The 4,866-nt window shown below is 50.7% G+C and carries 4 protein-coding genes; 2 read left to right on the top strand and 2 right to left on the bottom strand.

Annotation, left to right across the window (positions count from 1 at the left end):
- The first annotated feature begins 567 nt into the window (after window positions 1–567).
- Window positions 568–861, top strand: a complete 294-nt coding sequence (locus tag QMD53_06820) for a hypothetical protein (protein ID MDI6800352.1) — start codon at window positions 568–570, stop codon at window positions 859–861.
- Between the two features lie 48 nt (window positions 862–909).
- Here the strand turns inward: QMD53_06820 and QMD53_06815 are convergent, their stop codons facing one another.
- The gene (locus tag QMD53_06815) at window positions 910–1,386 is read right to left on the bottom strand and encodes a metallophosphoesterase family protein (protein ID MDI6800351.1); all 477 of its coding nucleotides are present in this window, start codon (window positions 1,384–1,386) and stop codon (window positions 910–912) included.
- Window positions 1,383–3,761: an endopeptidase La gene (gene lon / locus QMD53_06810; protein MDI6800350.1), complete on the bottom strand. Its 2,379-nt coding sequence runs from the start codon at window positions 3,759–3,761 to the stop codon at window positions 1,383–1,385. Before lon ends, QMD53_06815 begins: the two co-directional genes overlap by 4 nt.
- A 287-nt stretch (window positions 3,762–4,048) precedes the next feature.
- Here lon and QMD53_06805 point away from each other — a divergent pair, with 287 nt between their 5' ends.
- Window positions 4,049–4,633 (top strand): hypothetical protein, encoded by a 585-nt coding sequence (locus QMD53_06805; protein MDI6800349.1) that lies wholly within the window; start codon window positions 4,049–4,051, stop codon window positions 4,631–4,633.
- The last annotated feature ends 233 nt before the right edge of the window (window positions 4,634–4,866 follow it).

Genomic DNA, 4,866 nt, shown 5'->3' with positions numbered 1-4,866 from the left:
AGCTAGTTGGAAGGGTCGTGGCTTAGAATGCGATCCACAACATTTGACAATAGCTCCTAGACCGTTATAAAGTTGCCAGGATAGAGACGGAAGTTATTGAATCGAAGCTAAGCAGCCAGACACCAACTCTTGCAAGTACGGGAGGGAAAATCCTCACAATTAAAAAAACTGGTTATAATAACGTCGGAGGCGCTCTTTGGAGCTTTTATCATAGAATAACTTGGACCTGGGATTCTACCAAAATCCTATCTGTTCAGAGACAAAGTTGGGGCGAAGTATATGCTCCTGGTTGGGTATACCGTGGACTAAAACTAATACCGGTTACTATTTAAATAGTACTACTTATTATAGTTTTTCTCAGGGGTACTTTTCTTTAGGAGCCGGAGGAATTTACATCCAACATTCTTATCCCTGGATTGATGCACGCGTCTACCGCGGTGGGACTTATTCGTATACTACCGGTGGCTAGTTAAAGATTGATGCAGCGGGTAACTGCGAAAGAATTCGCAGTTACCCGCATTGTAAGATAATGCATGGGTGTGTCATTTAATGAAATGGGGGGGTTCAATGGTTACTGAAGCAAAAGAATCTGACATGTGTTTAACTTACACATCATTGGCTATAGCAATAAGTGCTGCCATAACTATTTTTATTCCGCTGCTTGCTTTATCCTTGGGACTTAGCGGATTAATTTTATCCTGGCATGTAAAATTAACAACAATCCCCGACAGCAAGGCCAGAAAAATTGCTAATGCAGCAATTTTAATCTCAGTTACTGTTTTGGCAATACTCTTTCTTGGTGCTATGGGTCTTATTGCAATAAAGTCGTCTACCGAAGTCTTCGTTGAGAAAATGCACTAGCCAGCCAATTCCCAAAATCAAGCAGCAAAACAATATCTTCAGAGAGGGTTAGATCAGAATATGCGAAGCCGTAAGGCTTCCTTCTCTGCCTCCTTCTTTCGGCTCGATCTTGAGAAGTCCCAGGCTGCTTCTTCTCCCCGCCATCTCCACAAAGGCTCCCGGATTGAAGAGGAGGAGGCCCTCTTTCATCACGTTTACGGGCCTATGGGTGTGGCCAAAGATTATGCAATCGACAGCGGTAAATTCGGCCATCACCCTTCCCTCCAAGCCGAAGGGAGAGCCGAATCCGTGGGTCAATCCCACTTTGAAGCCACCGAGATCAAGGGTTATCTTTCGAGGAAAGAGGGCGGGATCGAAGGGGTCCATGTTGCCGAGAACCACCTTGAGCGGAGCTATCTTTGAAAGCACCTCATAGGCCCGCTCGTCGGCGGCGTCGCCAGCCGAGAGGATCAGATCGACCCCTTCAAAGTGGAGGCCGGCCTTGGAATCTATATGAATATCTGAGATCACCCCGATCTGGATCATCCCTTGAGCGCTTTGGCCCCCTTTGCGGCGCCCTTTTTCAAGGCCACCTCAAAGACCTCCGATACGTTCTCTACCAGAGTGAACCTCAACACGCTCTTGACCTCATCGGAGACGAGGGTGAGATCCTTCTCGTTCTCCTTGGGGATGACCAGGTGTTTCAGACCGGCCCTGTGGGCGGCCAAGACCTTCTCCTTCAGCCCGCCGATGGGCAGGACGTGGCCACGCAAGGTGATCTCTCCGGTCATACCGACATCCTTCTTGATCGGTACCCTCGTCAAGGCCGAGATCAGCGAGGTGGCCATGGTTATGCCGGCCGAGGGGCCGTCTTTGGGGATGGCGCCAGCCGGAACGTGGATGTGGATATCATACTTTTCGTAGAAGTCCTCGGCGATGCCGTAATCGGTCGCCTTGGACCTGGCATAGCTCAGGGCGGCCTGGGCCGACTCCTGCATCACCTCGCCGAGTTGTCCGGTTAAGATCAGCTTGCCGCTCCCCTTCATCAGGGTAGCTTCGACGCTGATGATATCGCCGCCCGTCTCGGTCCAGGCGAGACCCGTCGCCACTCCGATCTCATCCTCTTTCTCGGCGATGCCATAATGGAATTGGGTCGGCCCCAGATAATCAGCCAGGTCATCGGGGGTTACCTTGAACTTACCCTTCTTTCCTTCGACGATCTTTCTTGCGATTTGGCGAAATATGGTGGCGAGCTTGCGGTCGAGATTCCTTACCCCGGCCTCTCTGGTATACTCGCGAATTATCTTTCTCAAGGCTTCGCTATCGACCACTATGCCCCGCTCCTCCAGACCATGGGCCGTGAGCTGTTTGGGGATCAAAAACTCCTCGGCGATCTTAACCTTCTCCTCTTCGGTATAGCCGGAAAAGTGGATGACCTCCATCCGGTCGCGCAGAGCCGGCGGGATGGTGTCGAGCATATTTGCCGTGGTGATGAACATGACATCGGAGAGGTCAAAGGGTATCTCCAGATAATGATCGCTGAAGGAATAGTTCTGCTCCGGGTCCAGGACTTCGAGCAAGGCGGCTGTGGGATCGCCCCGAAAATCGGCCCCCACCTTATCTATCTCATCCATCATGAAGACGGGGTTATTGGTCCCCACCTGTTTTATATTCTGGATTATCCGGCCCGGAAGCGCCCCGACGTAGGTGCGCCTGTGCCCCCTTATTTCGGCCTCATCGCGGACTCCGCCAAGCGATATCCTGATGAACTCGCGTCCGAGTGACTTGGCTATCGCCCGGCCGATTGAGGTCTTGCCCGTTCCGGGAGGCCCAACGAAACAGAGGATGGCCTCCTTCGATTTGCCCTTGGCCAATTTGCGCACGGCCAGATGCTCCAAGATCCTCTCCTTGACCTTCTCCAGGCCGTAATGATAATCATCTAGGATCTTGGCGGCCTGGGCGATGTCCAATTTCTCCTTAGACTTCTTCTTCCAAGGCAGGCCGATCAGCCAGTCGAGATAGGTCCGAATGACGGCCGCCTCGGCCGCAGCCGGCGGCATCTTCTCCAGGCGATCTACTTCAGCTAGGGCCTTATCCTTGGCCTCGGCCGTCATCTTGGCTTTGTCTATCTTCTCTTTCAGCTCTATGCTCTCGGCCGTCCGCTCGTCGGCCATACCGAGTTCCTGCTGAATCGCTCTGAGCTGTTCTTTCAAGAAGTATTCCTTCTGGCTCTGGGTCATCTGATCCTTGATTCGGCTCTGGATCTTGCTACCCAACTCCAAGATCTCGAGCTCCTTTAAGAGAAAGGTTGAAACCTTCTGTAGCCTATCTTTGGGATTGATGGCCTCCAAGATCTCCTGCTTGCCGTCGGTCTTAAGGTTGAGATGAAAGGCGACGAAATCCGCCAGGCGGCCCGGCTCGCTGATGTTTAAGGAGGCAACCAGAACCTCGGGCGGTATCGGCTTGCCAAGACGGGCGCACTCTTCAAACTGAGAGATGAGCGTGCGCATCATCGCTTCGATCTCGATATCCTTCTCGATATCCTCCTCGACCACCTCTATCTCGACCTTGAAATAGGGATCGACCTGGGTAAATTTCTTTATCCTGATGCGGACCATCCCTTCGACAAGGGCTTTTGCCGTGCCATCGGGCAGTTTCAGCTCCTGCATGACCATGGCCACCGAGCCGACGCTGTAGAGATCCTCAGGTAAAGGATCTTGGACCTCGACATCCTTCTGGACGGCCAGAGCCACCATGTGCTCCTCGCGCATGGCCGCCTCCAGCGCCTTTATCGACCTATCCCGACCGACAAAGAGGGGCACAACCAGGTTGGGAAAGATTATCAGATCCCGAAGCGGGATGAGGGGGAGCTCTTTGGGTATACCCATCTCTTCCTTTTTCTCGGGCCGGTTTGCAACCATGTGATCATCCCTTCTTAAGAATTGATTCTGCTCTAATTTAAGATATTTCTACAAATGCTTCTTTAATTCCTGCTTAAAGCATTGACTCGATAAAAGATTGAAGGTATACAGTTAATATTATTGAGAAGGTGGCCTTGCTCCGTTTCTTATTCAAGTATCGGCCAATATTGGGCAGATTTAAATAACGAGAAATAAATGCGTGATAAAGCGCAAGCTTTCAAAAAACTTGCCGAAATACTGCTATAATAAAAAACACCTTATTAACCATTTAAGATTGGAGGAATAAAGTGGAAGAGAAGAAAAAAGAGACCAAGAAGACCAGCCCGGCCGAAAAAGAGAAAAAAGGAGCCAAGAAAGCGGCTGAAAAAGAGATCCAGATGGATGATATCGGCTCCGAGCTCAAGATCCTGGGCGGTCAGCTCAAGGCCATCTTCAACGAAGCCGCTCAGAGTGAACAGGCCCAGAAGGTCAAGGCTCAAGTGGTCGAGGGTGTGAATGTGGTCTCGGAAAACGTGAACAAGTTTGTGAAAGCTGCTAAAGAGGGTAAGATAGAGCAGAACGTAAAGAAGGGCATGGGTCAGGTGGTAGACGGAGTAAACACCTTGGCCGGCCACGTCGATAACTTCGTCAAAACGGCCAGAGAGGGCGAGCTGGAAAAGAACGTGAAGAAGGGCGTCGATCAGGCCGGCGAAGTCATCGACAAACTCTCCGACGGCTTCGAAAAATTCGTGAAAGCCGCCAAAGAGGGCGAGATAGAGAGGAGCGTCAAAAAGGGCCTCTACGAGAACATCAAGGCCATGAACGAGAAGCTCTTCAGCTATAGCGAGTCGAAGAAAGAAGAAGAGAAAGGAAAGGGCACCAAGAAGAAGTAAACCTCTTGCCTTTTAGTTAAAGATTGAGGTATAAAGCCTTTATAAAGGGGGCCGCTTTTTGAGCGGCCCCCTTTCGATACCAAAAAACGCTCCACTTCCCCTTTTAAAGTTTTGCAATATTTTGTCCCTCTTGTGATAGGATTATTCCCATGGAGATACTAATCATAAAAGACCCGACGGATATGAGCCCACCAGCTTGAACTAGTAGCTAAGAGTGAATGGCAACCTGTAAA

It is taken from the genome of Actinomycetota bacterium, from assembly GCA_030017835.1.
Lineage (GTDB): Bacteria > Actinomycetota > Aquicultoria > UBA3085 > Oleimmundimicrobiaceae > Yes70-04.
Note: the sequence above shows the minus strand (reverse complement) of the source record. Positions and strands in the feature narration are given on the sequence as shown.